Source organism: Methylosinus sp. LW3 (genome assembly GCF_000527115.1).
GTDB lineage: Bacteria > Pseudomonadota > Alphaproteobacteria > Rhizobiales > Beijerinckiaceae > Methylosinus.
The window spans coordinates 2,110,184-2,135,553 of record NZ_AZUO01000001.1; the positions used below are offsets into that span (position 1 = coordinate 2,110,184).

At 65.8% G+C, this 25,370-nt stretch carries 22 protein-coding genes and 3 tRNA genes; 12 read left to right on the top strand and 13 right to left on the bottom strand.

Annotated elements, in window-relative coordinates:
* Nucleotides 1-12: 12 nt before the first annotated feature.
* The 5 genes from METLW3_RS0110740 to METLW3_RS0110760 all read right to left on the bottom strand — a co-directional run bounded on the left by METLW3_RS0110740 (nt 13) and on the right by METLW3_RS0110760 (nt 5,744).
* A complete protein-coding gene (locus tag METLW3_RS0110740) occupies nt 13-978 on the bottom strand; it encodes an alpha/beta hydrolase (protein WP_024879916.1) in 966 nt (321 codons plus the stop codon).
* Nucleotides 979-1,073: 95 nt separating this feature from the next.
* Nucleotides 1,074-3,584, bottom strand: a complete 2,511-nt coding sequence (locus tag METLW3_RS25450; protein ID WP_245267307.1) for a TonB-dependent receptor — start codon at nt 3,582-3,584, stop codon at nt 1,074-1,076.
* A gap of 159 nt (nt 3,585-3,743) precedes the next feature.
* Nucleotides 3,744-4,679: a FecR domain-containing protein gene (locus METLW3_RS0110750; RefSeq protein WP_024879918.1), complete on the bottom strand. Its 936-nt coding sequence runs from the start codon at nt 4,677-4,679 to the stop codon at nt 3,744-3,746.
* 72 nt (nt 4,680-4,751) lie between these two features.
* Entirely contained in the window at nt 4,752-5,252 is a 501-nt protein-coding gene (locus METLW3_RS0110755; protein ID WP_024879919.1) for an RNA polymerase sigma factor, read from the bottom strand.
* A 96-nt stretch (nt 5,253-5,348) separates the two neighbouring features.
* Nucleotides 5,349-5,744 carry a hypothetical protein gene (locus METLW3_RS0110760; protein WP_024879920.1) on the bottom strand — a complete coding sequence of 132 codons (396 nt, stop codon included), beginning with the start codon at nt 5,742-5,744 and terminating at the stop codon, nt 5,349-5,351.
* A gap of 234 nt (nt 5,745-5,978) precedes the next feature.
* On the opposite strand from METLW3_RS0110760, the gene METLW3_RS0110765 reads away from it, so the two are divergent.
* Complete coding sequence (locus METLW3_RS0110765) at nt 5,979-6,446, top strand: Hsp20 family protein (RefSeq protein ID WP_024879921.1); 468 nt, start codon at nt 5,979-5,981, stop codon at nt 6,444-6,446.
* Nucleotides 6,447-6,513: 67 nt separating this feature from the next.
* Here METLW3_RS0110765 and METLW3_RS0110770 read toward each other — a convergent pair whose 3' ends face one another.
* Nucleotides 6,514-7,515 (bottom strand): hypothetical protein, encoded by a 1,002-nt coding sequence (locus tag METLW3_RS0110770; RefSeq protein ID WP_157516553.1) that lies wholly within the window; start codon nt 7,513-7,515, stop codon nt 6,514-6,516.
* Nucleotides 7,516-7,839: 324 nt separating this feature from the next.
* Between METLW3_RS0110770 and gltB the strand changes: the two genes are divergently transcribed.
* Complete coding sequence (gltB, locus tag METLW3_RS0110775; RefSeq protein WP_024879923.1) at nt 7,840-12,501, top strand: glutamate synthase large subunit; 4,662 nt, start codon at nt 7,840-7,842, stop codon at nt 12,499-12,501.
* 18 nt (nt 12,502-12,519) lie between these two features.
* On the opposite strand, the gene METLW3_RS0110780 is transcribed toward gltB, so the two are convergent.
* From METLW3_RS0110780 to METLW3_RS0110795, 3 genes are all read right to left on the bottom strand, one after another.
* Nucleotides 12,520-13,422 carry a metallophosphoesterase gene (locus tag METLW3_RS0110780; RefSeq protein ID WP_024879924.1) on the bottom strand — a complete coding sequence of 301 codons (903 nt, stop codon included), beginning with the start codon at nt 13,420-13,422 and terminating at the stop codon, nt 12,520-12,522.
* A 90-nt stretch (nt 13,423-13,512) separates the two neighbouring features.
* Nucleotides 13,513-14,253, bottom strand: a complete 741-nt coding sequence (locus tag METLW3_RS0110785; protein ID WP_036308827.1) for a hypothetical protein — start codon at nt 14,251-14,253, stop codon at nt 13,513-13,515.
* 131 nt (nt 14,254-14,384) lie between these two features.
* A complete protein-coding gene (locus tag METLW3_RS0110795; protein ID WP_024879926.1) occupies nt 14,385-15,824 on the bottom strand; it encodes an aspartate aminotransferase family protein in 1,440 nt (479 codons plus the stop codon).
* Between the two features lie 553 nt (nt 15,825-16,377).
* On the opposite strand from METLW3_RS0110795, the gene METLW3_RS0110805 reads away from it, so the two are divergent.
* From METLW3_RS0110805 to METLW3_RS0110830, 6 genes are all read left to right on the top strand, one after another.
* A complete protein-coding gene (locus METLW3_RS0110805) occupies nt 16,378-16,935 on the top strand; it encodes a cold-shock protein (RefSeq protein WP_036287755.1) in 558 nt (185 codons plus the stop codon).
* A gap of 58 nt (nt 16,936-16,993) precedes the next feature.
* Nucleotides 16,994-17,569, top strand: coding sequence for a DUF192 domain-containing protein (locus tag METLW3_RS0110810; protein ID WP_245267308.1), 576 nt, complete (start codon nt 16,994-16,996; stop codon nt 17,567-17,569).
* A gap of 93 nt (nt 17,570-17,662) precedes the next feature.
* A tRNA-Pro gene (locus METLW3_RS0110815) sits at nt 17,663-17,739 on the top strand.
* 75 nt (nt 17,740-17,814) lie between these two features.
* Complete coding sequence (locus METLW3_RS0110820) at nt 17,815-18,126, top strand: ETC complex I subunit (RefSeq protein WP_024879930.1); 312 nt, start codon at nt 17,815-17,817, stop codon at nt 18,124-18,126.
* Nucleotides 18,127-18,145: 19 nt separating this feature from the next.
* Nucleotides 18,146-18,222 (top strand) — tRNA-Arg (locus METLW3_RS0110825).
* 109 nt (nt 18,223-18,331) lie between these two features.
* Nucleotides 18,332-18,408: transfer RNA gene (locus METLW3_RS0110830), tRNA-Arg, on the top strand.
* A gap of 17 nt (nt 18,409-18,425) precedes the next feature.
* Here METLW3_RS0110830 and METLW3_RS0110835 read toward each other — a convergent pair.
* The 3 genes from METLW3_RS0110835 to METLW3_RS0110845 all read right to left on the bottom strand — a co-directional run bounded on the left by METLW3_RS0110835 (nt 18,426) and on the right by METLW3_RS0110845 (nt 21,709).
* Nucleotides 18,426-19,910: an outer membrane beta-barrel protein gene (locus tag METLW3_RS0110835; protein WP_024879931.1), complete on the bottom strand. Its 1,485-nt coding sequence runs from the start codon at nt 19,908-19,910 to the stop codon at nt 18,426-18,428.
* A gap of 139 nt (nt 19,911-20,049) precedes the next feature.
* Nucleotides 20,050-21,189, bottom strand: coding sequence for a cell division protein ZapE (gene zapE / locus METLW3_RS0110840; RefSeq protein ID WP_024879932.1), 1,140 nt, complete (start codon nt 21,187-21,189; stop codon nt 20,050-20,052).
* A gap of 22 nt (nt 21,190-21,211) precedes the next feature.
* Nucleotides 21,212-21,709 (bottom strand): N-acetyltransferase, encoded by a 498-nt coding sequence (locus tag METLW3_RS0110845; RefSeq protein WP_024879933.1) that lies wholly within the window; start codon nt 21,707-21,709, stop codon nt 21,212-21,214.
* 71 nt (nt 21,710-21,780) lie between these two features.
* Between METLW3_RS0110845 and METLW3_RS0110850 the strand changes: the two genes are divergently transcribed.
* Both METLW3_RS0110850 and METLW3_RS0110855 read left to right on the top strand, forming a co-directional pair.
* Entirely contained in the window at nt 21,781-22,341 is a 561-nt protein-coding gene (locus METLW3_RS0110850; RefSeq protein ID WP_024879934.1) for a GNAT family N-acetyltransferase, read from the top strand.
* Nucleotides 22,342-22,362: 21 nt separating this feature from the next.
* Complete coding sequence (locus METLW3_RS0110855; RefSeq protein WP_024879935.1) at nt 22,363-22,899, top strand: GNAT family N-acetyltransferase; 537 nt, start codon at nt 22,363-22,365, stop codon at nt 22,897-22,899.
* Here METLW3_RS0110855 and METLW3_RS0110860 read toward each other — a convergent pair.
* Nucleotides 22,890-23,363, bottom strand: coding sequence for an NUDIX domain-containing protein (locus METLW3_RS0110860; RefSeq protein WP_024879936.1), 474 nt, complete (start codon nt 23,361-23,363; stop codon nt 22,890-22,892). The genes METLW3_RS0110855 and METLW3_RS0110860 overlap by 10 nt on opposite strands.
* A 143-nt stretch (nt 23,364-23,506) precedes the next feature.
* Between METLW3_RS0110860 and mbfA the strand changes: the two genes are divergently transcribed.
* Nucleotides 23,507-24,478: an iron exporter MbfA gene (mbfA, locus tag METLW3_RS0110865; protein ID WP_024879937.1), complete on the top strand. Its 972-nt coding sequence runs from the start codon at nt 23,507-23,509 to the stop codon at nt 24,476-24,478.
* A gap of 9 nt (nt 24,479-24,487) precedes the next feature.
* The gene (locus METLW3_RS0110870; protein WP_024879938.1) at nt 24,488-25,369 is read left to right on the top strand and encodes a metallophosphoesterase; all 882 of its coding nucleotides are present in this window, start codon (nt 24,488-24,490) and stop codon (nt 25,367-25,369) included.
* The last annotated feature ends 1 nt before the right edge of the window (nt 25,370 follow it).

Consider the following 25,370-nt stretch of genomic DNA (forward strand, 5'->3'; position numbering starts at 1 on the left):
TCGGAAGAGCGCTCAGGCGCGATCCACCGCCTCGCCAGGGACGAAAGCGTCGAACGCCGCCCAGAACTGCTCGCGCAATTCGTCGCGCTCCATCAGCAATTCGTGACGCGCGCCGGGAACCTCTATGAGGCTCGCGACCGGCAGCCTTTGAGCGAAGCGCTCGATCGCGCGCGAGGAGACGATGCGGTCGCGACCGCAGAGAAACGCCATTACCGGCGTGCGCACGGCGCGGGCGTATTCGGGCGCGCTGAGCTGCTTCATCAGCCGGAAGGCGGCGTTGACCCAGCCGACGGTCGGATCGCCGATGGCGAGATGCGGCGCGGCGCGCACCACATTGGCGTTGCGGGAAAAGCGCGCGGGATCGGAGGTCAGCCGATTGCCCTCGAAGGGCAGCTCCTCCAGCGATTTCGGTCCGCCGCCCGGCACATACATGGCGCCGAGGCCGAACATATCGAGCGTGTCGGCGATGGCGCGCGCGCCGATCGGAAAGCGTAGTCCCTCGAAGTCGACCATCGGCGCGGCGACGATGACGCGATCGAAAGGCGAGCGCGCCGAATGGACGCGATCGAGCAAAATGGCGCCGCCCATGGAATGCGCCAGCGCATGCCAGGGGGAGGGGCATTCGAGCGCCAGAACATCGGTGATGAAAGCGTCGAGATCGCGCTGATAGAGCGCGAAATCATCGACATGGCCCTTGCGCGGATCGGAAAGATCGCGCTCCGAGCCGCCCTGTCCGCGCCAATCCAGCGTCACCACATGGAGGTCGCGGGCGAGCAGATCATTGATCGTCTCGAAATATTTCTCGATGAACTCGGCCCGGCCCTGAAACAGCGCCACTGTGCCGATCGCCCCACGCGGCGGCGCGAAGCTCGCCGCGCGCAAGCTGCGTCCATCCGCCGTGCGAATGGCGAAGACCTTCGCATTGGGCGGTACGGGATTGTCGGGCGTACCGATGAGCTGCGATTCGGTGAGCGGCATGTCGGGCGATCCTGCTGCGGCCGGAACGAAAGGCGCTGCCTGCGCCTCTCGCCCCGTCTATCGCATGTCTCGCCGGACCGCGCAAAAGGCGAAGCTCAGAACTTCATCGTCAGTCCCGCGTAATAGGAGCGGCCTTGTCCCGGCACGGCGCCGAAGACGCTCGTCTTCTTGTAATTCGTGTAATCGAAGCCGCCGAGCGGCGAATAATAGCGAACGTCGGCGACATTGGTGATGCCGAGATCGATGCGGAACGCGTCCCATTCATAGGCGGTGCGCAGATTGACGAGTCCGTAGGAGGGCGTCTTCAATTCATTGCGCGCCGTGCTCACATGCGTCTTGCTGTCGACCAGCTGCAGCTCGACGGCGCTGCTCCAGCCTCCGAGCTTGTGCTCGAGAGCGAAGCGCGCATTGAGCGGCATGATGTGATAGAGCCCGTCGCCGCGATCGAGATTTTCGCCATAGACATAGCCGATGACGCCCGAGAGCGTGAAGCTGCCGACATCGGGCGCCTCATAGAGCTTGCCGCGGCCGGAGAGATCGAAGCCATAGAGCTCCGCCTTGTGATTGCGGAACTGCAGAATGGGGAACCAGCGCCCATTCTTGTCGGTGAAGCCGCCGATGCGATCCGCGTCGATGAAATTTTCGACATAGCTGAAATAGGGCGTCGCCTTCACCTCCCAATCATGGGCGACGGGATCGCGCCACGCGGCCGTGAAGCTCACCGTATGCGCGACCTCGGGCTTAAGATCGAGATTGCCGACATAGCCATTGGCGTCGCCGAACCAGCCGATCATGCTGCTCGCCATGCCGCCGACGCCGAAGGCATAGCGCTCGTAGAGATTGGGCGAACGCGTCTTGCGCGAATAGCCGAGCTCATATGTGCTCGTCTCGTCGGCCTGGTAGCGCACGAGCGCCGTCATGTCGAAATTGACGTCGGTGCGCGCATGGCTGCGGGCGTTGAAGAAACGCGCCGCCGTCGCGTCCGGATTGGCCATGCCCATCATGCCCATGGGGATGGGGTTGCGTGGATCATAGGCGCTGGCGTCGCCCGTGCTCATCCACACAATGTCATTGCGTACGCCGAGCGATGTCGTCCATTGCGGCGACCATTTCGCTTCCCATTCCGCGAATGTGCCGATGCGGTCGCGCTGGCCGCCATTGATATTCCAATAAGTCCCCGGACCCATCATCATGCTGCCGACGATCGGCGGCCACCAATCGTTCAGATGATTGCCGTGGAATTCGTTGCCGACGCGCAGAAGATTGGAGGGGTCGAGCGGAATTTCCGCCTTCAGCGAATAGCCGTAATCCGTTCCCGACGTATTCATCGGCATATTGGCGGGCTGTTTGTCGTAGAGAAAGCCCATCTCATGCGCGGTATGCTGCCAGAAGGCGCGCGCCTCGAGCCTTCCCCATTCGAACGCGCCCTTATAGCCGGCGTCGACGGAATAGGCGCGATTGGCGGTCATATCCATGCGCTGATTGACGAAGCCCTGATAGGGAATGTTCTGATAGCCGCCCTTCAGCGTAAAGAGATGTCCATCGTTCTGATAGGCGAGCGTCGCCGAATGATTTTCGGAGATGAAGCCGGTGGAGAGAACCTTCGGTCCGTTGTCGCCCGCGTGATAATCGGAGCCGCGCGTGTAGCCGCCATTATAGAGCAGGCTGAAATGCTCTGTGGCGACATTCGCCGTTCCCGAGACGCCGAAGCTGCTGTTGGAGCTGCGGAAGAAGCCCGAGATCGATCCCGAGGCGAGAACGCCGGGCGCGATGGACGGAACGAGGCCGGGCGTGGAAGCGACGCGCGGATTGGCGAAGATCGGCGGCTTGGGCTCCACCGATATCGTGCCCGCGATCGAATCGCCGCCCTTGCTCACCGGCGTCACGCCGGAGAGCACCTCGATCTTTCCGACATTGTTCGGATCGATATAGGAGAGCGGCGGATTCATATGATTGGCGCAGGCCGAGGTGATCTCGACTCCGCCGAGCAGAATCTTGATGCGATCGTCGGCGAGGCCGCGAAGCGTCGGCAGGCGCGACACGCCGCCCGCCTCATAGAGATCGACGCCCGGCGCCGAATAGAGCAGCTGCGCCGTGTCGCTGGCGTTCGCGCGCCGCGCATCCAGCGCTTCGCCGCTGATCTCTGTCGCGCCGATCGGCGTGAAGGGGCCGTCGGCGCGACGCGCCGCCGCACGCAGCGCGCGCTCGCGCTCCCCGGCTACGTCGATCGGCGGCAGCGCGACTGCGCCGGCGTCGTTGCGCGTGGTCTCGTTCTGCGCGAGCACGATGGCGACGCTGCGTCCGTCGCGCGTGAGGCGATAGCCTATGCCCGTGCCGGCGAGCAGACGATCGAGCGCGTCTTCCAGCGTGAAGGCGCCGGAGAGTCCGCGTGTCGTGAGATCGCGCGTCAGCCGCGATTTATAGACGAGCTGCGCGCCGGTGGCGTCGGCGAGGCGATTGAGCGCGGCGGCGACGGAGCCGGCCGGAATCTCATAGCTGCGCACTGCGGCGGCGAGCTCCGCCTCCGGCATTGCGACATGCGCGATGGCCGGCTCTTGTCCGAAGACGAGAGCGCTCAGTGCCGTCGCTATCGCCGTCGCGCCCATGTTTCTATTCTCGAGACGAAAAAATCGCCGCTGCATCCGCCCTTCTCCGAGTTCTTATCGGGAACGAAAACGTCCCTCTATGAACTCTGACGAATGGAGCGCGCGAACACGCACGTCCGTGCGACGAAAAAATGCAGGCGCATGATGCGGCGTTCTGTCTCATCCGCGTAGCGCCACGAGATAATCGCCGATGTGAATCGCATCGAGTGCGAGCGAAGCCTCGATCGCGCGCAAGGCGCCGATCGGATCGGCGGCGTCGAACACGCCGGTGACGCGCAGCCGGCGCGTGGAGTCGCTCGCCACGATGATGTAGCCGCGGTGATAGCGTGAGAGAATATCGACGACTTCGCCGAGCGGACGATCGACGAAGATGAGCTTGCCGCGTCGCCAGGCGGTGGCGTCCGGCACGGCGACGGGGACGGGCGCGCTCGTCGGCGCCGCCGGACCAAAGTCGCATTGACGTCCTTCCTCGACGATCGTCTTCTCGCCATGGCTCGCGACGGCGACCTTATGCTCGGCGACCGTCACGCGGGCGCCGTCATTCTCGAGCGCGATATCGAAAGAGGTGCCGAGCGCCGTTACCGATCCGCCCGCCGCCGTGACGACGAAGGGCCGCGCGACGTCCGGCGCGACATCGAAAAACGCCTCGCCTTCGAGCAAAGTGAGCGCGCGCTCGCCGGCGGCGTAATGCACGGCGATGGCCGATCTTCCGCCGAGCTGGATCTTGGAGCCGTCCGAGAGCGTGACCATGCGCGTCTCGCCGGCGGCGGTGCGGAAATCGGCGCTCCAGAGCAGGCGCAGCGAATCGAAGCTCGCCACGGCCGCCAGAGTGGCGGCCAGCGCGGCGGCGTAGGCCATGCGTCGCCGCCGCCGAGCCGCGAGGGCGTCGACGCGGCGCGGCTTCAAAGCCTTCACCTCGCCGCAGAGCGCGCAAATATAGGCGAAGGCCGCGGCGTTGGCCGGATCGGCGATCCAGGCCTCGAAGGCGGCGATCTCGGCGCTCGACATGTCGCCGGCGTCGCGCCGCACCCACCAGGCGACGGCGGAGTCCTGCGAGGCGCTCTCCTGCGGCGCGGGATGTTTGTGGGCGGCCATAGATCGAAACTCGCTCCTCACACATACAGACGAACGACGGCCGGAATCGCGGATGCCTCGCCGGGAATTTTTCTACTGCACCGCGCTTCGGCAGCGCTTTATGGCGATGCGCAAATGCCGGTCCACCATATTGCGGGAAATGCCGAGACGCCGCGCGATCTCGTCCTGCGGGACGTCGTGATGCATGCGCAGGACGAAGACCTCGCGGCATTTGGGCGGCAGCGTCTCGATCGCCGCGGTAAGAATCCGCGCGCGGCGGTCCGCTTCCAGAGTCTCGTCGGCGGAGGGCTCGTCCGAGGGCGCGTCACAGCTCTCCGGATCGGCGACGAAGAGCTTGCTCTCGAGCTTGCGCCGGCGCGAAAAATCCATCGCCAGATTGACGGCGGTGCGGCGCAGATAGGCCGGCGGATCGGATATTTCTTCGGTCATGTCGCGATGCATGACGCGCAGAAACGCCTCCTGCACGATGTCCGGCGCGTGATCGGGACCGACCCGCCGCGTCAGCAGGCGCGTCAGATCGCGTTGCGTGCGCGCGAAGAGCTCGCGCAAAATCGAAAATCTCGTGTTGGGCATCGGCGCCATCCGTCGCAGCGTCGCCCGGGCGCGGGGGCGTCCGGTGCGTCGATCGGCGTATCGAAACGGCGGCCGCGATCGCGGCGCGCCGCGCGATCAGGCGAGGGGAGGGGCGCGGGACGACCAGGAGCTGGCCCAGCCGGCGGGTCCGCGCTGCGGCGGCGCTGTCGAGGCATAGGCGACGAAGGCGAAAGCGACCGGCGCGAGGGTCGGCTCCGCGGACGGTGGCTCGGCGAGGCTCGGCAGATCGCGGCTGGCGACGCAGAGAATGCAGCAGGGCGCATGATCGCGCTCCGCCGGCGGCGCGCCGTCTCTGTGCGGCTCGCAATAGGCGGAGGCCGAGACGCCGCCCGCCAAAGGCGCATCATGCGCTCGGACCAGCGAGGCGGCGACGAGGGCCTGCAGCGCGAAAAGGCAAAGCGCCAGCGCCGAGACGAGCGCGCGCCTCGCCGTGGAGACGTCCGACCAGCGCCGTGACCTCAGCTTCGCCATGCGCGAAACTAGCGCCCGGAAATTTCCGCGGTCAATGCGATCGTCGCGCTCGCGGCGAAAAGTCGGGGCCTGTCACAAAATTGCGACACCCGCGCCGGCGCCTCTTGCAGGTCGCAAAAAGCGCTCCCACATGGAATTCAGCGCGGGCCGTAGCGGACGCGCTTTCATCCCCGGCGCGAGCGGGGACGAACATCCCGATCGCGCTTCCACTGTCGCTTCTAGGAGGACAATGACATGCGTCCCTTCGATCTTTCCCCCCTCTATCGCTCGACCGTCGGCTTCGATCGTCTCTTCTCCCTGCTCGACCAGGGTCCGGGCGCGGAGGCGGCTCCGACCTATCCGCCTTATAATATCGAGCGCACCGGCGAGAACGACTATCGCGTGACCTTGGCCGTGGCCGGCTTTGCGCGTGAGGATTTCTCCATCGAGACGCGCGAGAACACGCTGACCATCAAGGGCGCGAAAGACCCGCAGCCCGAGACCGGCGGCGTCAAGCGCGAGATGCTGCATCAAGGCATCGCCGCGCGCGCCTTCGAGCGCCGCTTCCAGCTCGCCGATCATGTCGTCGTGACTGGGGCGACCCTCGCCAATGGCTTGCTGCATGTCGATCTGGTCCGCCAGATTCCCGAGGCGCAGAAGCCGCGCCGCATCGAGATCGGCGGCGGCGTTCCGGCGCAGACGATCGACGCCAAAGCCGCCTGATCTCAGGCCGCATCCCTCCTCGGCAAAAAAAATCGAGGCGTCCCGCGAGGGACGCCTCTTTTTTCGCTCAGCCGCCGGGCGTCGGCTTGGGCGGCTCGCCCGCGGGCGGCGCCTTGGATTGCTCCGCCGAGACCGGATTGGCGGGAGCCGCAGCGGCGGGCGTCGGCGTGGCGGGCGTCGCTGGAACGATGGTCTGTGGCGCCGGCGCCGCCTGCTGATGGCCGACGGCGGCGGGTTCCGGAGCGGCCGCATGCGGCGGCTCGGGAGCGGCTTGGATCGGCTGGGCAGGGGCGGCGGCAGGAGAAGGAGAAGGAGAAGGAGAAGGAGAAGGAGAAGGAGCGGACGCGGGCGCCGAGGCCGCGCCTTGCGGCGGGGTCGGACCAGAGTGCTGTTGCGCCGGCGCCTTGCGCTCGGCCGGCTTCGCGGCGGCGGGCTTGGGAGCCGTCGGCCTGTCTTGCGGAGCGGCGGCGCGCGCCGGCGGCTTGGTCGCCTCGGAGGGCGGCGAATGGGGCGGGCGCTGCGTCTCGGCGTTCTCCTGCCTGATGGCGGCATGGGCGCGCGCCGGCGTCTCCGCGCGACGAGCGGGAGCGGCCGATTGCGGCGCGGGGCGACGCGGCTCGCCGCCGAGGCCGGGCACGACCAGAGGATCTTCCGCGGCGCTGGCTCGAGGCCCGTCATAGGACTCCGGCCCAGGCCCGCCACGATAGGCGGCGGGCGGCGCTTCGACGAAGCCCGGCCCGCCCTCCGGCCCAATGCGCCAGGAGCGCAAAATCTCGCCCTCATAGGGGTCGATCAGAAAGCGCCGATAATGGCTGCGGCGGTCCACGCCTGTCGCCACCACCTGATCGCCGCGTCGGCCGAGCCCGCCGACGAGGCGAAATCCCTCCTCGCTCAAAATCCCGGCGATCGCTTGCGGCGTAGCGTTGGGCGCGGGCTCCGGAATCGGCTGGTGAAAGGCGTAGCCGAAGGGGCGAAAGAAGAAATCCGCCGCGGCCGGCGTCGGCGCCGCCATCGGCGCGAGGCTCGCGATCGCGAGCAAGAGCTTCGGCCGCAGTCTCGATAGCGTCATGAACCGCTCCACATCCATCTGGTCGTCTGGCCCCGTCTCGATTGCCGAGCTTGGGCGACCATTGCGGCGAGCTTTGGACGCAGCCGGCGCGCGCCGGCGGTGGAATGCGCCAGGAATTCGGTTTTGTAGCGGCAGATTGCTTGTGCGAGGGACGCAAATCTGGCAACAATATTTCCCGCCGATATGTCAGCCATGCTGACCATTCTGCGCCAATGACGCTCGCGCGACCCTGCGAGCGAAGCTATGATTTCGACGACAGAGGACGGGGACGCGGGCGCGGCGATCGGGCCGAGCCGCCTCCGGACTCGCCCGGGAGACGCCGCCATGACCGCGATCGACGCCAGAGACCCCCTCCTGCCGCAGGCTCAGGGCCTCTACGATCCGTCCAAAGAGCATGATTCCTGCGGCGTCGGCTTCGTCGCCAATCTGCACAACGCCAAGAGCCACGAGATCGTCGAGATGGGTCTGCAGATCCTGCTCAATCTCGATCATCGCGGCGCCGTGGGCGCGGACCCCAAGCTCGGCGACGGCTGCGGCATTCTCGTGCAGATCCCGCACCAGTTCTTCGCGGAAGAATGCGCCAAGCTCGGCTTCGCCCTGCCGGAGCCCGGCCATTACGCCATCGGCCAATTCTTCCTCTCGCGCGACGAGGCGGAGCGCGCCAAGGCGAAGGAATTCATCGAAGCCGCCGCCGCGAGCCAGGACCTCGTCGTGCTCGGCTGGCGCGACACGCCGGTCGATTCGAGCGATCTCGGCGAGGCGGTGAAGGCGGTCGAGCCGGTGCATGGGCAGGTCTTCATCGGCCGCGGCCCCTTAGTGACCGACGATGTCGATTTCGAGCGCCGCCTCTATCTCGCGCGCAAGACCGCCTCCAACGAGATTTACGCGCGTGGGCCGGCGGCTCGCGAGCATTATTCGGTTTCAGTGTCCTCGCAGACCATCGTCTACAAGGGCATGGTGCTGGTCTCGCAGCTCGGCGAATATTTCCTCGATCTGAAAGACCCGCGCTTCATCAGCGCCATCGCGCTCGTGCATCAGCGCTTCGCGACGAACACTTTCCCGTCCTGGCGCCTCGCGCACCCTTACCGCTTCGTCGCGCATAATGGCGAGATCAACACGCTGCGCGGCAATCTCAACTGGATGGCCGCGCGGCAGGCTTCCGTCGCCTCGCCGCTATTCGGCAACGACATAGAGAAGCTGTGGCCGATCTCCTATGAGGGCCAGTCGGACACCGCCTGTTTCGACAATGCGCTCGAGTTTCTCGTGCAGGGCGGCTATTCGCTCGCTCATGCGGTGATGATGCTGATCCCCGAGGCTTGGTCCGGCAATCCGCTGATGGATGGCGACCGTAAGGCCTTTTATGAATATCACGCCGCGCTGATGGAGCCCTGGGACGGTCCCGCCGCCATGGCCTTCACGGACGGCCGCCAGATCGGCGCGACGCTGGACCGCAACGGCCTGCGTCCGGCGCGCTATCTCGTGACCGAGGACGGACTCGTCGTCATGGCGTCGGAGATGGGCGTGCTGCCGATCCCCCAAGACAAGATCGTGCAGAAGTGGCGCCTGCAGCCGGGCAAGATGCTGCTCGTCGATCTCGAGCAGGGACGCATCGTCTCCGACGACGAGATCAAGAAGGAGCTCGCCTCCTCGCATCCCTATAAGCAATGGCTCGAGCGCACGCAGATCGTGCTCGAGGATCTGAAGCCCGTCGAGCCGCGCGCCTCACGCGCCGATGTGTCATTGCTCAATCGTCAGCAGGCCTTCGGCTATTCGCAGGAGGAGCTCGATCTGCTGCTCTTCCCCATGGCCGTCACCGGCCAGGAGGCGGTCGGCTCCATGGGCACGGATACGCCGATCTCGGCGCTCTCCGACAAGCCCAAGCTGATCTACACCTATTTCAAGCAGAACTTCGCGCAGGTCACCAATCCGCCGATCGATCCGATCCGCGAGGAATTGGTGATGAGCCTCGTCTCCTTCATCGGCCCGCGCCCGAATATTCTCGATCACGAGGGTTCGGCGAAGCGCAAGCGGCTCGAGGTGCGTCAGCCCATCCTCACCAATGAGGACCTCGAGAAGATCCGCTGTATCGGCCATATCGAAGACAGCTTCGACACCAAGACGCTGGACATCACCTATGACGCCGCGACCGGCGCCGCCGGCCTGCGCGAGGCGCTGAACCGGCTCGGCGAGCGCGCCGAGAAGGCGGTGAACGGAGGCTATAACATCATCATCCTCTCCGACCGCATGGTGGGGCCGGATCGCATTCCGATTCCGGCGCTGCTGGCCACGGCGGCCGTGCATCATCATCTCATTCGTCGCGGCCTGCGCACCTCGGTCGGCCTCGTCGTCGAGACGGGCGAAGCGCGCGAGGTGCATCATTTCGCGCTGCTCGCGGGCTATGGCGCGGAGGCGATCAACCCCTATCTCGCCTTCGAGACGCTCGAGGCTTCGACCGAGGAATTCCCCTCCGACGTCGATGGGCAGACGGCGATCAAGCGTTTCATCAAGGCGGTCGACAAGGGCCTGCTGAAGGTCATGTCCAAAATGGGCATCTCGACCTATCAGTCCTATTGCGGCGGGCAGATTTTCGACGCCGTCGGCCTCGCGCAGAGCTTCATCGACGAATTCTTCCGCGGCACGACAACGCGCGTCGAGGGCGTCGGCCTCGACGAGATCGCGGCCGAGACGGTGCGCCGTCACAAGGACGCTTTCGGCGATGTGGCCATCTATCGCGACGCGCTGGACGTCGGCGGCGATTACGCTTTCCGCATTCGCGGTGAGGCGCATAGCTGGACGCCGCATACGGTGTCGCTGCTGCAGCACGCCGTGCGCGCCAATGCGCAGGACAAATATCGCGCCTTCGCGCAGCATTTGAACGAGCAGGACGACAAGCTGCTCAATCTGCGCGGTCTGTTCCGCGTCAAGACGGCGGAGGAAGATGGACGCGCGCCCGTGCCGCTCGACGAGGTCGAGCCGGCGAGCGAACTCGTCAAGCGCTTCTCCACCGGCGCCATGTCCTTCGGCTCCATCTCGCGCGAGGCGCACACGACTCTCGCCATTGCGATGAACCGCATCGGCGGCAAGTCCAACACGGGCGAGGGCGGCGAGGAGCCGGAGCGCTTCAAGCCGCTGCCCAATGGCGACAGCGCGCGCTCGGCGATCAAGCAGGTGGCCTCTGGGCGTTTCGGCGTGACGGCGGAATATCTCGTCAACTCCGACATGATCCAGATCAAGATGGCGCAGGGCGCGAAGCCCGGCGAAGGCGGACAATTGCCGGGCGACAAGGTCGATGCGGTGATCGCCAAAGTGCGCCATTCGACGCCGGGCGTCGGCCTCATCTCGCCGCCGCCGCATCACGACATTTATTCGATCGAGGATTTGGCGCAGCTGATCTTCGATTTGAAGAATGTGAATCCGCGCGCCGATGTGTCGGTGAAGCTCGTCTCCGAGGTCGGCGTCGGCACGGTCGCCGCCGGAGTCTCCAAGGGCCGCGCCGATCATGTGACGATCTCCGGCTATGACGGCGGCACGGGCGCCTCGCCGCTCACCTCCATCAAGCACGCGGGTAGCCCGTGGGAGATCGGCCTCGCCGAGACGCATCAGACCTTGGTGCTGAACAATCTGCGCGCGCGCATCGCCGTGCAGGTCGACGGCGGCCTGCGCACGGGCCGCGACGTCATCGTCGGCGCGCTGCTCGGCGCGGACGAGTTCGGCTTCGCGACCGCGCCGCTGATCGCGGCAGGCTGCGTGATGATGCGCAAATGCCATCTCAACACTTGCCCCGTGGGCGTCGCGACGCAGGACCCTGTGCTGCGCAAGCGCTTCGTCGGCCAGCCCGAGCATGTCATCAACTTCTTCTTCTTCGTCGCCGAAGAGGTTCGCGAGCTGATGGCGCAAATGGGCTATCGCCGCTTCGACGAGCTGATCGGCCAGATGCAGATGCTCGACAAGGAGAAGGCGCTCGCCCATTGGAAGGCGAAGGGACTCGATTTCTCCAAGCTGTTCCACAAGCCGGCGGGCGAGGGCGCCGCGATCCGTCACAGCCTCACGCAGGATCACGGCCTCGACAAGGTTCTCGACAACAAGCTCATCGAGGCGGCGCGCGCCTCGATCGACCGCGGCGCGAAGACCTCCATCGAGACGGCGATCCGCAATGTCGATCGCTCGACCGGCGCCATGCTGTCAGGCGAGGTCGCACGCGTCTATGGCCTCACCGGCCTGCCGGAGGACACGATCGATATTCGCGCCGCCGGCACGGCGGGGCAGAGCTTCGGCGCCTTTCTCGCGCGCGGCGTGACGCTGCGTCTCGAGGGCGAGGCGAACGACTATGTCGGCAAGGGACTCTCGGGCGGCAAGGTCATCGTCTATCCCTCGCGCGAGGCCAAGCAGATCGTGCCGGAGAAGTCGATCATCGTCGGCAACACCGTGCTCTATGGCGCCGTGGGCGGCGAGGCCTATCTGCGCGGCGTCGCGGGCGAGCGTTTCGCCGTGCGCAACTCCGGCGCCTATGCGGTCGTCGAGGGCGTCGGCGACCATGGCTGCGAATATATGACCGGCGGCGTCGTCGTCGTGCTCGGCCCGACGGGCCGCAATTTCGCGGCCGGCATGTCGGGCGGCGTGGCCTATGTGCTGGATGAGGACGGCGGCTTCGCCGAGCGCTGCAATCTGTCGATGGTCGATCTCGAGCCGGTGCGCGACGAGGAGACCGCGATGACGCAGGCCTATCATCAGAGCGGCGACCTAGAGCAGCATGGCCGCGTCGATGTGATGACCGATATGACGCGCTTCGACGCCGAGCGTCTGAAGCATCTCATCTCCAATCATCTGCGCTACACGGGCTCGACGCGCGCGCGCGCGATCCTCGACGATTGGGAGAGCTATAAGCCGAAGTTCCGCAAGGTGATGCCGGTCGAATATCGCCGCGCGCTCACCGAGCTTCTGGCGCGCAGCCAGAGCGGCGAGAAGCTGAAAGCGGCCGGCGAGTGAGGCGGCCGCCGGCGCGCGTCACGCCGCCGGCGCCTCGACCCGAATGTGAAGGACTTCCGGGGGCGCGCCGAAGCGCACCGGAAGCGCCGTGCATCCCAATCCGCCGGAGACGACGAGATGCTTGTCGTCCTCGACGATATGTCCATGGACATAGCGATTGCCATAGAAGGACGGCACGATGGGCGCCCAGCCGAAGAGGCGCACCTGGCCGCCATGCGTATGTCCGCAGAGCGTCAGCGCGACGCGCTCGGGCACGCGCGGAAAAATGTCGGGCTCATGCGCCAATAGGATCACCGGATCGTCGGTCGTGACCTCGGCGAGCGTCCCCGGCAGATCGTCCAGCCCATTCCATCGGCGCCGACCGGTCGGTATCGCGAATTGGTCGGCCAGACCTGCGAGCCAGAAGGGGCGCGCGCCGCGGGTCAGACACACGGCCGCATTCTCATAGACCGGAATGCCATTGGCCTCGAGCGCCGCTCGCGCGATCGTCTCGTGGCGGCCGCGATGCTGCGCGGTCTCGTCGTCCCACATGTCGTGATTGCCGAGGATCGCATGGACGCCGAGCGGAGCCGATAGGCGGGACAGAGCGCGCGCCCATTGCGGCGCCGGAATCGGCGTCGCGAAACGATGCAATCCGGCGACATAGTCGCCGAGCAGCACGATGACGTCCGGCCGCAGCGCATTCATGCGATCGACGATCGCGTCTATGCGCTCGAGCGACATCCACGGGTCGCAGGCGTGCAGATCCGAGAGCGCCGCGATCTCGAGCGCGAAACCCTTCGGCCAGACGCGCGGCGCAATGTGATAGCGGGCGACGCGCGGCTCCATCAGCGGCTCATAGCCGAAGGCGTAGGCCGCTCCCGCGAAAGCGGAAGCCGCCCCCGCTATCGCGCCTCTGAGAAAGGCGCGCCGAGTCAGCATGAGCATGGCGATTCCCTCACGAGCAGTTGCACGACATTCAAGCCGACGAATGCGTCGGTTTCGAGTCGCGCTGCTCTGGCGCCGATCAGTTCATCGCGTAGGGAAGGGGCCTTCGTCGAGAAAATAGCCATAGACGGGCGGCGAGCGCTGCGGAATAGGATCGACCGCGGTATAGGCGCCGGGCCGATAGGCGCGATCATAGGGATTGCCGGCGTGTGAATAATAGGCCTGCCCAACATAGGGAGCGGCAGCAGTTTCACTGCGATAGCGAATTGGCCGCCGCCATTGCGCCGCCTCTTCCGTGGCCACGCGATAGCGCTGCGGCGCAATTGCCGCGCCTGCGTAACCCTCATGCGGATAATAGGCCGGCTCGGCATAAGGGATGGAAGCTGCTTCGCTGGCGCGATGGCGAATGGGCTGCCGCCCTTGCGTCACATCTTCCGTTGGAACACGATAGCGCGGCGGCGCGACGGCCGCGCGGGCGTAATCCTCGTGCGAATAATCGGCCGGCTCCGCATAGGGGACGGGAGCTGTTTCGCTGGCGCGATAACGGATCGGCTGCCGCCATGACGTCGCTTCTTCCGCCGCGACGCGATAGCGACGGGGCGCGATGGCGTCGCGGGCATAGCTCGGCTCCTCCTCGCGCCAATGGCGCGCCGGACGAGCGGCGGGATGGAACGGCTGAAAATTCGCGGTCGCCCGCGGCGCGAAATCATTGGGGCCGAGCCCGCGAATGACGACCGGTCCGCGCGCGCCGGCGTAGGAGGACGCGGGAACGCCCGCGAGCGCGGCCAGCATGGCCGCAGACAGAATCGTCGCACTGATACGCATAATCGACGCCTTTCGTCTCGAAGCGGAGCGCGACAGGATGGAAATATGCGCCGACGTCTCAAATCGGCGCGGCTTCCCGTCGCGCGCCTCATCGGAGCAAGGCGCGTTCCCAATTCATTAACCTTGGCGTGTCAGCCGAGCTTGGCTTTCAGCGCATGGCTCGCGAGCGTCTTGCCGAGCGACCACACCGCCCCCGGAGCGTGATGCGCGTCGGCGATGACCTTGTCGAAGGAGCGCTCGATCCAATCGCAATCGAAATCATCGATGGTGAGCGGCGGCAGCAGCTTGATCGTGTGATTGCCATGGCCGGCGACCTGCGTCAGCACCTTGTGCTGCTCGAACAAAGGTATGCTGATGAGCTGGCAGAACAGGCCGGAGTTGACGGTCTCCAGCAGGTTCCATGCGGCTTTCAGCTTCAGCGAGCGCGGCTCGCCGAACTCGATTCCGATCATCAAGCCTTTGCCGCGCACATCGGCGACGAGCTCGTAGCGCTCGGCCATGACGCGGAAGGCTGCGAGCAGACGCTCGCCCTTGGCGGCGGAATTCTCGACGAGCTTCTCGCTCGCCATGACCTCGAGAGTCGCGAGGCCGGCGGCCATTGCGAGATCGTTCTTGCCGAAGGTGGAGCCATGCACGACCGCGCGATCCATGCGGTCGAACATTTTGTCGAAGATCCATTTGCGCGTCAGCACCGCGCCGACCGGCACATGGCCGCCCGACAGCGCCTTGGCGACGAGCAGGAGATCGGGCTCGACGCCATAATGCTCCACGGCGAAAAATTTTCCCGTGCGGCCGAGGCCGGTCTGAATCTCGTCGGCGACGAGCAAGGTTCCGTATTTGCGGCAGAGCGCCGCAGCCTGCGCGAGATAATCCTGCGCAGGCATGTTCACGCCCTTGCCCTGAATGGGCTCGACGAAGAAGGCCGCGACGTCGCGATGGCGCAGCGCCTCCTCGAGCGCGGCGAGATCGTCGAAGGGAATCTCACGCGTATCGGGGAGCAGCGGGCCGAAGCCCTTCTTGAAAATCTCGTCGCCATTGAGCGACAACGCGCCATAAGTGAGGCCGTGGAAGGAATGCGCGCAATGGAGAACCCCCGCACGGCCCGTCGCCGCGCGCGAAAACTTGATCGCCGCCTCGACCGCCTCCGTGCCGGAATTGGCGAAAAAAACTTTCTCCATATAAGGCGCGAAGCCGAGCAGCCGTTCGGCGAGCAGCGCGGCGGGGACCGACACGTCGAGCTGCACGAGATTGGGAAGCTCGGCGCCGAGCACGCTCATCAACGCCTCACGCAGCGCGGGATGATTGCGGCCGATCGCGAACACGCCCCAGCCGCTCAGCAGGTCGAGATAGCGCGCGCCCTTGCGGTCGTAGAGATATTGGCCGACGCCGCGCACGAATCCGACGTCATAGCCTATGGTCTTCAGCACGCGCACCCACATCTCGTTGAGATGCTGCGAGTGCAATGCGAAACGCTCGTTCTCCCGCTCGGCATAGAGAGAGGCGAGATCGAAATTCGGGGCGCCGTCACGTTGCGCCAATTCACGATCGTCTCGCGGTGTGATGAAGCTCATTCGTTCGAAGTCCGTGCTTTCAAGGGCTGCGTGCGATCTTCTCGCGGGAATTGCGGCTCGTCGGCTGCGCCACCATCGGGCGGCGACGCACTATGTCGCGGCTTCGCGACGGCCGCAACATATGGACGAGCATATTGTTTCGCGCCGCTCTGTCCAGCGCCGCGCGCGCCCTGAGGGGCCGAGCCGCTCGCAAATGCGGCCGAAAGCCGCTCTGGCGCCCAATCACGCCGCTTTGATGGCGAAGATCGAAGCCGAAACATGCGCGCGAGGAGCCCCAAAGAGCCGTGATCGCGCATTGGCGACGCTCGTACGGTATTTCGCGTAACCTGCGCCGAGGTCGCGGAACGCCAAGCATTTTCGGGCTTTGTATCCACAGCGAAGGCGCACGAAACAAAAAAGTCGGTTGGAGGAAAGCGTGGCGATGATATCTTAACCACAGTGATTCACGGGCGAGCGTCGCGATTCGAGTCTTCGAAGGCGAGCGGAGCGCATTCGTTCCGAATCGGCAGGGGGAGTTGGTCTGTTGGGCGCAAAAATTTCATTCCAGAATGAGTTGAGCGCGTCGACCATCAATGTCGAAAATGGTGAAGCCGGACTCGATCTCGTCGAAGTGTCCGGAACCATCAAGTGGTTCGACGTTTCGAAGGGATACGGATTTGTCGTTCCCGATGATGGCGGCGCAGATATTCTCTTGCATGTGACCATCCTACGTCGTTCCGGATTCCAGTCCGCCTATGAGGGCGCGCGCGTCGTCTGCGAGGCGCAGAAGCGCGTGAAGGGCATGCAGGTGTTTCGCGTCGTCGGCATGGACGAGTCGACGGCCGTTCATCCTTCGCAGAACGGCGCCGTCCGCACCCATGTCCAAGTGACGCCGTCGAGCGGCTATGAGATCGCCATAGTCAAATGGTTCAACCGGGTGAAAGGCTTCGGCTTCCTGACCCGCGGCGAGGGCACCGACGATATCTTCCTGCACATGGAGACGGTGCGCCGCTATGGACTCGCCGAGCTGAAGCCCGGGGACAGTGTTCTGGTGCGCTATGGCGACGGCCCCAAGGGCCTCATGGCGACCGAAGTGCGGCCGCTCGAATCGGCGCTGCCGGCCTCTCATTAGAGGCCGAGCGACAGGCGCGTTTCCGGGCCGCTTTTTATTTCCCGACCGCAATGGCAGAATGACCGTCGAAGCGCTGGCGTTTCGACGGTGTCTCGATGCGCTCGGCGGCCTGGATGCGGCGAGGGTGAGCATGTCTGGTGAGGTGTCGCGGAGCGTTTTCGGCGTCATAGCCGCGTTTTTCGTCCTTCTCTTTTGCGCGGCCGTTCCCGGCCATGCGAAGGAGCCGGGATCCTCGCCGCCGCCCGCGGTCAAAATGGCCATAGAGCCGATAGAGATCGTCACCGCCTCCGGCGCGCATCGGCTGCGCGTCGAGGTGGCGCGCACGCCCGACCAGCGCGAGAAAGGCCTGATGTTCCGCGCCTCGCTCCCCGCGGACGGCGGCATGCTGTTCGATTTCCACGAGGAGCGGCCGGTCGCAATGTGGATGAAGAACACGCCGCTCTCGCTCGACATGGTCTTCGTCTCGCGCGCCGGAAAGGTCGTCTCCCTGGCGCTCGCCGCGGAGCCCTATTCGGAGCGCGTGATCTCCTCCGGCGGGCCGGCGCTCGCGGTCATCGAGCTGGCCGCCGGCGCGGCGCAGCGCCTGTCGATCGCGGTCGGCGACACGGTCAAACATCCGATTTTCGCGAGGTAGCACGGTCGGCGCGCTCGCTCGCGCTTGTGAGCGACGCGCCCTCGTGCTAGCGAGGCGTTCGGCGGAAATGGGCTCCGCGGCCTATACGCGAGACGGGGTATGGCGCAGCCTGGTAGCGCGGAAGTTTTGGGTACTTCAGGTCGCAGGTTCGAATCCTGCTGCCCCGACCATTGGCGCGGAGCCCCGCCACAGCGCCGATTTTTCGTTTCCGGCCGGCTCGCGAGCCGGCTCTTGCCGAGGCCGATATGACCGCACGCATTCACCGCCCGTCCCCCAGCGCGACGCAATCCGGTCCCGGACCGGCCAAGCCCTGGGTCCTCGAATATGAGAACGAGACCCCGCGCGAGCTCGATCCGCTGATGGGGTGGACCGGCACGTCGGACGCAAAGGCTCAGATCAGGCTGCGCTTCGGCACCAAGGAGGAGGCGATCGCCTATGCCGAGCGCAAGGCGCTCGTCTATCGCGTCGAGGAGCCCAAGCCCGGCGCTCCTTCGCGCCGCATCATTTCCTACGCCGATAATTTCAAGACGCAGCGCGTCGGCCAGTGGACGCACTGACTGCCGCAGCCTCCGCCACGGCCCCGTAGCTCAGCCGGATAGAGCAACCGCCTTCTAAGCGGTAGGTCGCTGGTTCGAATCCAGCCGGGGTCGCCAAGGAAGCAAGTATTGCGGTCGACGGCCGCCGGATCATTGGCGGCGGGAAGGGCGCAACGACCACAGCGCCCGAGACGTCGCCGGCCGAACATGCTAATTTGCGAGCGCCGACTCCGTAGCTCAGCTGGATAGAGCAACTGCCTTCGAAGCAGTAGGTCGTAGGTTCGAATCCTACCGGGGTCGCCAGCGGCTTTTGCCCGCCGTCACTTCAGCGTGAACGGCACGATCACATCCATCGCGAACATGCCGGTCGAGCGTCGATAGCCGCTCGCGCCGAAGAAGGGCGCCGCGCCGGTCAGCGATGCGTCGTAGCGCAGCTCCGGCCGCAGGGACAGGCGGGTGATCGGCAGACCTTTGGGGATTTCCGGCGTGATCGTCAGCCCGGCGGTGATCCCGAAATAGCTGGTTCCGCGCCCCTCGGGCTGGAAGATCGCCGAGGGCGTGTAGAAGCCATGCTCTATGTTCGTGTAATCGAAATAGCCGGGATAGGCGCCGACGAAGAAATTGCTATGGTCGCGCCAAAATTCCACGCGGCCGTTTAGCTGCAGCACATCGTCGATCTTGTAAGAAACATATTGCGCGACGCCATAGCCGTTGACGCCGCGCGGGCGACGCGGAATGAGCTTGGCGTCGAAGCCGTAGATATCGGCGAGCCGGCGCAGCGCGCCTTCGGACAGTCCCGTCACCGAGAGCGCGTTCCATCCATCGTCGCGAATATAGTTTATGTCTGTGCTAAGAGTGAGCCGATCCGTCGCTTTCCAGGTGAGCGTCACATCATTGCTGTAGGACAGCGCCCGATTGGGATCGCAGGCGCATTCATACGGAATGTTCGGCCAACCGACGCCGAGCGGATCGAGCTGCATCGGATCTTCCGGCCCGATGTGAGTCGTCCCCAGAATGGTCAGCCTGTCGTCGAAGGCCTTTATGCGCAGGCCGGCCTGGAATGAGGCGGCGCTGTTGTTGTCGCCGGGCCAGCCGAGGCTGGCGCTATCGCCCGACATCACGCTCGCATGGACAAAAAGCCAGGAGGCGAGATCGGAGGAGATCATCACGCCGGTCTGCTTGAGCGGAATGCCGAAATTGAAAATATAGGAATGGCTGTAGAAAATGCTGTCGACCAGCTCGGCGCCCTCGAGCGTGACGAATTGGCCGATCTTCACATCGAATCCATTGTCCGTGATCCACGGCAGATGCACGGTCGCGAAAGCCTGCAGAATGTCGAGCTGCGTGCGGTCGCGCATCGCATAATCGAGCTCCCCCATAAAATGCGTGTAGCGCGCGTCGGAGCCGACCATCGTCTGAATCTTGAAGCCGAAGTCGAAGTCCTTCCTCGCCTTTGGATCCGGCAGGCGCTGCATGGTGAGCACGCCGGCGTTGAATTGCGGCTGATTGGCGCGATCGGTGAACAGATGGCCCCAATTGAGCTTGTTGAACGGATTGTCGAAATTGAAGGTGGAGCCGGCCTCGACGAAGCCCGTCACCGTCAATGCGTCGAGCCAGGACGGCGGCGACTTGGCTTTGCTGTTGGATTTCTTGTCCGAGCCAGATGACGCAGGCGCGCGCGAGGCGGGCGATGCAGGCCATCCGAGCAGCGCGCTGGAATCGTCCTCTTGCGCCGATGCGGGGACGACGGCGAGCATCACCGCGACGCCGCCGGCCGTGAGAGCGGCCGCGAGCGCGCGCCGCAATGTCGCGACCAGGAGCAGGAAAGCCTCTTTTTCGAAAACATAGATTGAAACGAGACGACGAAAAGCACTTTCGACCGCGCCGAAAAAATCTGGCTGCGAATGCGAGGCCTATCCGATTCCGCCAGAACGCGGGAGTCGGTTATTCCACGGCGCCGGCATGCGGCGCGGCGAGATAATCGCGCGAGCGCATCTCGATCAGCCGCGACACTGTGCGCGCGAATTCCTGCGCCTCATGTCCCGTCGGCGCGTGATAGAGATCCAGCGCCTCGCTCTCGGCGGAGAGAATCAGCCGCGTTTTCTTCTCATAGAGAATGTCGATGAACGTGATGAATCGCTTGGCCTCGTTGCGGCGTTCGAAATTCATCTTGGGAACCGCGTCGATGAATATCGTGTCGAAGGCTTCCGCGAGCGCCATGTAATCGGCGGCGCCGGTCGGCCGCGCGCACAGCTCCTCGAAAGAGAAGCGCGCGACGCGCCCCGCGGCCTGCGGAACGGCGATGTCGCGGCGCGCGACGCGCAGCGTCCTCGGCGCGCCAATGGCGACGCCGCTCAGCTGCAGAAACAGCGCATCCATCGCCGCGCGGGCGCGTGCGTCGGCGGGCGTGAAGAAGGTCTCGTCGAGCAGCGTCTTCTCGAGACGAAAATCGGCGCGCGCGTCGAGACGCAGCTGATCGAGCCTGTCCTCGATCAGCGCGATGAAGGGCAGGAAGAGATCGCGATTGCGGCCGCCTTCGTAGAGGCGGCGCGGCTCGACATTGGAGGTCGCCACCATGATGACGCCGTCCTCGAGCAGCCGTGTGAACAGACGCGCGAGAATGGTCGCGTCGGCGATGTCGGTCACGGCGAATTCATCGAAGCAGAGCACGCGCGTCTCGCGCGCGATCTCCTGCGCCACATGCGCCAGCGGATCGGGCGCGGCGCTGCGGCGCGCGGCGAGCAGACGCGCGTGAACCTGCGCCATGAAATCGTGAAAATGCGCGCGGCGCTTGGCGGCGAGCGGAAGCTCGGCGAAGAAGAGATCCATCAGCGTCGTCTTGCCGCGCCCGACGAGGCCGTGAATGTAGAGTCCGCGCGGAGCGCCGCAGGCTGCGCGCCGTCCGAGCAGCCCGCGTAGCCGCGCGGCGAGGCCGTTGGGCGAAGGGGCGGCGGGGCGGCGCGTCAGCTCGCGCGCCAGCGTTTCCAGCCGCTGGAGCGCAGCGAGCTGCGCGGGATCGCGCTCCAGCGCGCCGCTGGCGACCAGCTTCTCATAACGGGCGAGGAGGGGGCGCGGCGCTGTCATGCGCGGCGCCTCGTCGGAGAGGTCACAGCCGCCGCATCCTGCCATTGGCCGCGTCGAAGGCGCCCTCGCGCAGCTCGCAATAGAGCAGGCGGCGGGCGTCCACCGGCCCCGGCATGACGATCTTGCCATGCGGCACGCGGGCGAAGCCGAGGCGGGCGTAATAGTCGATGTCGCCGACCAGCAGCACCAGCCCGTGACCGGCGTCGCGGGCGGCGTCCAGCGATTTCTTGACCAGCGCTTCGCCGAGCCCCTGCGAGCGAAAGGCCGGCTCGACCGTCAGCGGGCCGAGCAGCAGGGCCGGGGCCTCGTCGATGAGGATGGACGTCATGCGATTGGCGCCGACCAGCAGCGTGCCGACATGGGCGACGAAGGAGAGGGAGAGATCGGCTCCGACGCCCTCACGCAGCCGATAGGCCGTGCGCGCATATCGCCCCGGACCGAAAGCCCGCTCCTCGAGCTTTTCGATTTGGGGCGCATCGGCCGGCGTCTGCGGCGAGAAGCGGATGACGAGATCGATCATGGCTGCGCATAACATGGGCCGCCCGGTCGGCAAAGACCGCGACCGGCCCGAGTCTTGCTGAAAACGCGCGCATGGATGCGATCGAGATCAGACCAGCGACGCCGGCGGACGCAGAGACGATCGCCGCCCTCCATGTCGCCTGCTGGGCGGAGACCTATACGCCTCTGGCGCCGGCGGAAATTCTCGCGGAATACACGCTCGAGACGCGCCTCGCGCAATGGGGTGAGACCTTGGGCGGCGGCGGGCCGCAACAGCCGCCGCCGAGCGTGTTTTTGGCGCTGAAGGACGGCGCCGCCATCGGCTTTGCGGCCAGCGGCGCGCAGCAGAGCGCTATTCTCGGCGAGCGCGGCTATGCCGGCGAATTCCAGGCGATCTATCTGCTGAAGGAGGCGCAGCGCCTCGGCGCCGGCCGCTGTCTCATGCGCGTCATGGCGCAGGCGCTGCGCGAGCGCGGGATCGAATGGGGGAGCCTCTGGGTGCTGCGGCATAATTTCACGGCGCGGAAATTCTACGAGAAGCTCGGCGGTCGCAAGATCGGCGTCGAAGGCGCTTGGCGCGGCGTGCCGGAGGTCGCCTATGGCTGGCGCGATCTCGGCCTGCTCATCGATCCGCCGCCGGCCAAGCCTTGGTGAGCAAGTCTTGGTGAGGGAGCCTTGGTAAGCGAATTCTCGTCACGCGCGGCGACGGAAGCGGATGCGCAAACGCTCGCCGCGCTCAATCTCGCCTGCTGGCGCGAGACCTATGAGAGCCTGCTGCCGGCGGAGACCTTCGCCGCCCTCTCGCTAGAGGAGCGCCTCGATCATTGGCGCGGGGTTTTTCAGACGCAGGGAGGCCGCGTCACTCTGGCGATGGACGCCGCCGGAGAGGCGGCGGGTTTCGCCCATTGGCGCGCGCATGAGCTCGCGCTCGGCGGGCGGCTCGGCCGCGGCGGCGAGATTTGCGCCATCTATCTGCGCCGCTCCGCGCTGAGACGCGGGCTCGGCGGCGCGCTGCTGCGCCTGATGGCGGAGGAGATGCGCGCTAGCGGCCTCAAATGGGCGAGCCTCGTGGTGCTGCGCGAAAATCTCCCCGCTCGCCGCTTCTATGAGGCGCTGGGCGGGCGCCGCTTCGGTCGCGAGCTCTCCTGGCGCGGCGTTCCGCAGGTCGCCTATGGTTGGCGGGATGTGGAGAGGCTGGCTGCTCACCAATAGGGCGAGACTGTCGCGCCGCCGAACACCTCCGCTATGCGCGCCCGCGTCGCCGGAGTCGCGCCTTCGGGCAGGGCGTCGAGCGGGAAGAAGCCCGCCTCGGCGATCTCATGGTCGGGCGGGCGCGGCGCGGTCTGACGAAAGGCGCGCGCGACGAAAAACGCCACATGGTCGCGCTTGGAGATGCGGCGGTTGAGATAGACGCCGCGCAGTTCCGCCGGCGCCTCCAGCTCTATATTGCCTTCCTCGGCCAGCTCGCGGGCGAGCGCCTGCTCGAGCGTCTCGCCCGGCTCGACGCCGCCGCCGGGCAGATAATAGCCCGAGATATAGGTGTGCCGCACCAGCAGCACGCGCCGGTCCGCGTCGACGACGAGGCCGCGGACGCCGAGCGTCATCGGCCGTATCACCGTCGCCGCGAGCACGACGAGCCGCGTCGTCAGCAGCGTTCGCCAGCCGGACTCGCTCATCGACCCGGCGCCTGTGCGGCGGCCGTCGGTTCAAATTTCTGGCGTTCCATGTTTCGACACTCTAGAACCGCTCCAAATCGTCGCCGGCGCGACGCCGAGAGCTAACTAGCGCCGCCGTTCCGCCCTGCGCAAGGAGCGCCAGATTGAAATCCTTTTGCGACCTCACGGAACGTGAAATTCTCGCCGTCGCCATCGCCTCCGAGGAAGAGGACGGCCGCATCTACCAGAGCTTCGCCGAAGACCTCTCCGAGCGCTATCCCTCTTCGGCCAGTGTCTTCGAGGAAATGGCCGAGCAGGAGGCCGCCCATCGCCACGCGCTGCTCAACCTGTATCAAAAGCGTTTCGGCCCCAATCTGCCGCCCATTCGGCGCGAGGATGTGAAGGGCTTTCTGCGCCGCCGGCCGATCTGGCTGACCCGCAATCTCTCGCTCGAGACGATCCGCAAGGAAGCGGAGGTCATGGAATATGAGAGCGCGCTCTTCTATCAGCGCGCGGCGGAACGGGCGACCGACGTCGGCGTGCGCAAGCTGCTCGGCGATCTCGCCGCGGCGGAGCAGGGGCACGAGACTCTCGCCATGCGTCTCGGCTCGCAAATCCTCACGCCCGGCGCGAAAAAGGAGGAGGATCTCGCCTATCGGCGCTTCTTCATCCTGCAATATGTGCAGCCGGGCCTCGCCGGGCTCATGGACGGCTCGGTCTCGACTCTGGCGCCGCTGTTCGCCGCCGCCTTCGCCACCCATAATAATTGGGAGACCTTTCTCGTCGGCCTCGCCGCCTCCATCGGCGCCGGCATCAGCATGGGCTTCGCCGAGGCGCTCTCGGACGATGGCTCGCTGACCGGCCGTGGCTCGCCGATCCTGCGGGGAAGCGTCTGCGGGCTGATGACGACGCTCGGCGGCCTCGGCCATACGCTGCCTTATCTCGTGCCGGATGCGATCCCCGACAGTTTCGCCATAGCGACGACCATCGCCGGCGCGGTCGTCTTCTTCGAGCTGTGGGCGATCGCCTTCATCCGCGCGCGCTATATGGACACGCCTTTCCTGCAGGCGGTGTTTCAGATCGTGCTCGGCGGCGCGATCGTGCTCGCGGCCGGCATACTCATCGGCGGCGCGTGAGGCTAGCCAATGGCGTTTCTGCTCGCTCATCTCTCCGACGCCCATATCGGGCCGATCCCGCGGCCGAGCCTGCGCGAGCTCGCCGGCAAGCGGCTCACCGGCTACGCCAATTGGATCAATAAGCGGGCGGAGGCGCATGACATGGGCCTGCTCGGCCGGCTCGTCGCGGATATGGAAGCGCAAAAGCCCGACCATGTCGTGATGACCGGCGATATCGTCAATATCGGGCTCGACGCCGAGATAGAGGCGGCGCGGCTCTGGCTCTCGGGCCTCGGCAGCCCGGAGCATGTGAGCTTCACCCCCGGCAATCACGACGCCTATGTTCCCGCCGCCGTGCCCCGTATCGCCGAGACCTTCGCGCCTTGGACGACATCGGAGGAGGGCGCCGGCTTCCCCTATCTGCGGCGGCGCGGCGGGGTGGCGCTCATCGGTCTCGATTCGGCCGTGCCGACGGCGCCTTTCGTGGCCTCCGGTCGGCTCGGCGCCGAGCAGCGCGAGAAATTGGCGGCGCTGCTCGACAAGACCAAGGCCGAAGGGCTGGCGCGGATCGTGCTGCTGCATCATCCGCCGCATCGCGGCGGCGCCAAGCTTTTGCGCGGTCTCGATGACGCCGCCGAGCTGGAGGCGATCATCGCCCGTCACGGCGCCGAGCTGATCCTGCACGGCCATAATCACAAGATCAGCCTGCATCGCCTGCCCGGCGCGCATGGGGAGACGCCGGTCATCGGCGTGGCCTCCGCCTCGGCCAAGGCGGGCGCGCATTATCCTCGCGCCGCTTATAATCTCTATTCCATCGAGCGCGAGGCCGACAAAATCTCCATCGCCGCCCGCTCTCGCGGATTGGGCGCGGACGGCGAGACGATAGAGGAGTTGGACGCGCTCGCTCTTTGAA